Raw genomic sequence first — 3,819 nt, 5'->3', positions numbered from 1 at the left:
CCCCAGTCCCGCTCCTTGATCCACGCCCCTATTGCCGGGCGCTCTAAGCTGGACACGGATAGTGCGGGGAACCGCTCGAAACGTTATGTTTCGGCGCGCGTGGGCGAGAGCGGATGACGTCCCGTCATGAACAGACCGCTGCAAACCACGGCTGCGGTGGCGGTGGCGATGGCCATCGCCCCGGGGAAGTCTCGGGCGGACAGCCCGAGGGCGACTGGCGGGAGACCGAGCAGGGCCAGCGCCACGCCCCTCGTCCCGGCTCGGCTGGGCGGGCGGGCCATCACCCACAGGACCGCGGCGAGCAGCGCACCGAAAACCAGCAGCCCGAGGTAGGGGTCGAGGGCTTCGGTGACGTTGTCGGCGTGCCGTTCGGCGGCGCTGGCGCCAGGGTAGATCACGCCGCCGACGATGCCGGGTATCCGGTCGGGGAAGAACGTGATCGCGCTTAGTCCGAGCAGCGCGACAAGCAGGGCGGCGAAGATTCCCGCGCAGAGCGCCGCCATGACGCCCTGCTCCGCGCGGCGGGTGCGTCCGGTGGCCCGCAGCGCGGCGGCGGCGGGCGCACCGAAGACGAGCGGCACCAGCCAACTGCCGTGCCAGGGAAGAGCTGCGGCCAGTGGCGGGCCATCCCGCTCGAAGGGCATCACCGCGAACGCCGCCAGCCCCGCGACGAGCCCCGCGCCGGCCCCGGCAGCCAGGCCCGCGCTACCGAAGCAGGCAGCGCGGGCGGTCACCGCAAGGAAGGTCCCCGCGTAGAGCGTCAGCGCGAGCATGACTATCGGTAGCGCCTTGGGGCCGGGCCGCAGGAGCCCAGATGCGCCACCTTGTACCGCAAGGACCAACAGGCACGACCCCACCAGGGCGTACCCGCCTGCGCGCACCACCCGTGCCGCCCGTTCCGCTCGTACCGGGCCGAAGAATCCCGGGCGGCCGCCGAGCCAGGCCAGCAGCGCCAGGACGAGTACCCCGGGGATGATCTGACCGATCACGTGCGCGGACGCGATCTCGCTGATCACCACGAGGCACACCGCGGCAGTGGTGGCCACCGGATGCCAGACCGCGCGGGTCCTCACAATCTGTAGCAGGGCGGCCCGGGTACAGCCCAGGGCGAAATGCCAGCGTTCGGAGGGGCTGTCGATGGCGGACAGTTCGGCCCGCATCGCGCATCCCCAGTCGCGGCGTGCGGACGGCAGTAACCGGACCACGAGATCGAGGTACCAGCCCGCCGGCTGTCGGCCGCCGGTCACCACGCGGTCCGCAGGTCGCCGTGGGCGTGTCGCGTGGCCGGCGCCGGGGCGAGGCTGCTCGCCAGCTCCTGACCGGCGCCGGTGAGGCGGTAGAGGTGGCGGGGCGGACGCCCGCCGGAATCGTCCGTCCGCTGCTCCCAGCAGGCTTCCAGCAGCTCCCGGTCGGTGAGGCGGATCAGGATCGGGTACAGCGAGCCGGCTTTGAGACCGACCTGCTGCCCGAGCTCATAGCCGTACCGCCACACCGCGGGTTGTGCGATCAGTGCTTGCAGCACGGCCACGGTTTGCGGAGAGAGGCGTCGGGGTCGGGTCATTCCATAACTCTACCTAGATAGAGTTTGAACGGCCAGTACTCAGCATGGGACGCGCGGAGCCCACCGTGCCCTCCCCTCATGGAGCCGGGATCGACGGGTGCCCGGACGGTGTACCGGGGACGGTGAGAGCGGAGCTCACCAGATGCCGCATGAGTGCTGGATCCCCACCGTGATACCGCTGGAGGAACTCCTCGGGCGGCAGGATCACGCGGCCGGCTGACTCGTGGCCCGCTTCCCAGGGGGCGAGCCGTGTGACCGGCGCGGTGTAGATCACCATGTAGGTCACGTCGTCGGCACCGAAGTAGTCGGACGCAATGACCTCGACCAGGGTGAGCTTGCCGAGCCTGACCCGTACCTCTTCCCATGCCTCGCGGCGCACGGTCTGTTCGATCGTTTTCTCGTGCTGTTGCACATGACCGCCGGGGATGTCCAGCCCCCGGGGCAGGTCAGCGGCCACGAGCAAGCCCTCGCTGGTCACCGCGACCACCGCGGCGCTGGTCACCGCGTCGAAGGGCGGCTCGGTGGACGCTCCCAGACACGTCAGCGTGATCGGTCCCGCGCGTGTGCCGGGCGTTGGTCGGCGGTCCGTTCTCTCGGCGGTCACAAGCGGTTTCCTATCCGATGTTCCGCAGGCTCCGATCTATGGGCAGGACGTGGACGACTGGTACGTAATTGGCGCCCCGGGCCTCGACCGTGACATACGCTGCCGAGGTATCGCGACGGTCATAGACCACGTCCCAGGTCTTGCCCGGTGCCAGTAGCTGCAGCTGGTAGCGCCAGCCCGCGTCTATGCGCACCGTATCCCAGTCCTCCCCGTCCGGTGCGTGCGTCCCGTAGGTGGACAGCCCGTATGGCGCGCCCCGACACAGCCTGGTGCTCCACGAGCAGGTCGTCCCCCAGCCGCACGTTCAGCCCTGGAACGCCGTCGCGTAGGTGAAGGTGTAGCTGAAGGACTGCGAACACCCCGCGATGGTGTCGCCAGGCATGCCAAGGCCCAGCGCTGGTCGGGCCAGCCGTGACGCGGCGTCGCGGGGCTTGGGCACGCACCTTGCTCTGTTGTCGTCGGTCGCCACCCAACACCTCCGGTGACTTCCTCCTCGTACCTCGCGATCTACGTACCCCAGCCCCGTTCCTTGATCTACGCTCCTATTGCCGGGCGCTCTTAACTACTTGCGCCGCCATGGGCCGGTGATCGCGACAGTCAAGCCGTCACCCTGGATGTTGGCATACAGCCACTTGCTATCCGGGGAGAAGGTCGCGCCGGCCCATTCGCTGTCGCTGACGGCGTTCCGCGCCAATGGGTACGGGGTGCCGTCATCGCCCACGACGATCAGGTAGTTCTCCCCGTCACCGTCTTCGCACAGGATGATCGTACCGCCGTAGGGCGAAACGGTGATGTTGTCGGGACCGTCGAAGCGGCCGCCCGGAGCAATCCGGACCACCAGCTCGATCGTGGACTTGCGTGGGTTGAACTCCCAGACCTGGCCCTCGTGCACACCGGCAGCCGCGGACCCGGCCTTGGCGTAGCTGGAGACGATGTAGGCCCGGGTCCGGTCCCAGAAGATTCCCTCGGCCTTGGGTACGTGGGTGACCGCCCCGTCGGCGAACTGCTTGCGGACCGACGTGGTTGTCGCGTCCGGGTCCGGTACGTCCACCCAGGTCACCGCGAGCGTGGTGCCGAGCTCGGTGAACACGGAAAGATCGGACGCGCCGGCGGCCTTGAGTGCCTGCAGCTTCCCACCGGCCCGAAGGCTTCCCGGGCCTCCCAGCGGCTTGGCCGGCAGGAAGCGGTAAAGCAGCCCGTACGGCGAGCCCGCGTCTTCGGTGAGGTAAAGAATGCCGGTCTTGGGATCGACGGCGATCGCTTCGTGCGGGTAACGCCCGAGCGCCTTCAGCGGGACGGCCTCGGTGTCGTGCAGGCGCCCGTAGGGGTCGACCTCGAAGACGTAGCCGTGTTTCTTGGTCAGGAGTGCGTTGGATGCCGGGGTCAGCTCGGTCTCCTCACACGACAGCCAGGTCCCCCACGGGGTGTTGCCGCCGGCGCAGTTGCGGACCGTACCCGCGAGGCTCGCCACCTGTGAGATCAGCTTATCGCCGTCGAGAACGACCGTGGTGGTTCCGCCGGCCGCACCCGGGTCGTATTCCAGTCCTGACAGATGCGGTACCGGGTTCACGGCGCCCGGGGAAAGCTCGTGGTTGCGAACCAGAATGCTGTGGTTGTTCTTCTTGCCAGGGAAGGCGAATGTGGAGGGTTCCCA

6 protein-coding genes are annotated in these 3,819 nt (G+C 68.7%); all 6 read right to left on the bottom strand.

Annotation, left to right across the window (positions count from 1 at the left end; genetic code table 11):
* Nucleotides 1-83: 83 nt before the first annotated feature.
* Entirely contained in the window at nt 84-1,247 is a 1,164-nt protein-coding gene (locus tag MJ797_RS20530) for a hypothetical protein (protein WP_239338947.1), read from the bottom strand.
* The gene (locus MJ797_RS20525) at nt 1,244-1,522 is read right to left on the bottom strand and encodes a PadR family transcriptional regulator (protein ID WP_239338944.1); all 279 of its coding nucleotides are present in this window, start codon (nt 1,520-1,522) and stop codon (nt 1,244-1,246) included. The genes MJ797_RS20530 and MJ797_RS20525 overlap by 4 nt, the downstream gene beginning before the upstream one ends.
* Nucleotides 1,523-1,637: 115 nt before the next feature.
* The gene (locus MJ797_RS20520) at nt 1,638-2,165 is read right to left on the bottom strand and encodes an NUDIX hydrolase (RefSeq protein WP_239338941.1); all 528 of its coding nucleotides are present in this window, start codon (nt 2,163-2,165) and stop codon (nt 1,638-1,640) included.
* A gap of 10 nt (nt 2,166-2,175) precedes the next feature.
* Nucleotides 2,176-2,358, bottom strand: coding sequence for a hypothetical protein (locus MJ797_RS20515; protein WP_239338938.1), 183 nt, complete (start codon nt 2,356-2,358; stop codon nt 2,176-2,178).
* A 111-nt stretch (nt 2,359-2,469) separates the two neighbouring features.
* Entirely contained in the window at nt 2,470-2,634 is a 165-nt protein-coding gene (locus tag MJ797_RS20510) for a hypothetical protein (RefSeq protein WP_239338935.1), read from the bottom strand.
* 93 nt (nt 2,635-2,727) lie between these two features.
* Nucleotides 2,728-3,819: alkaline phosphatase PhoX (locus MJ797_RS20505; protein ID WP_239338916.1), on the bottom strand; the 1,092-nt coding region annotated here is incomplete at its 5' end.

Source organism: Protofrankia sp. CiP3, from assembly GCF_917627345.1.
Classification (GTDB): domain Bacteria; phylum Actinomycetota; class Actinomycetes; order Frankiales; family Frankiaceae; genus Protofrankia.
The sequence above is the reverse complement of the archived record's forward strand: the minus strand, read 5'-3'. Positions and strand labels throughout refer to the sequence as shown.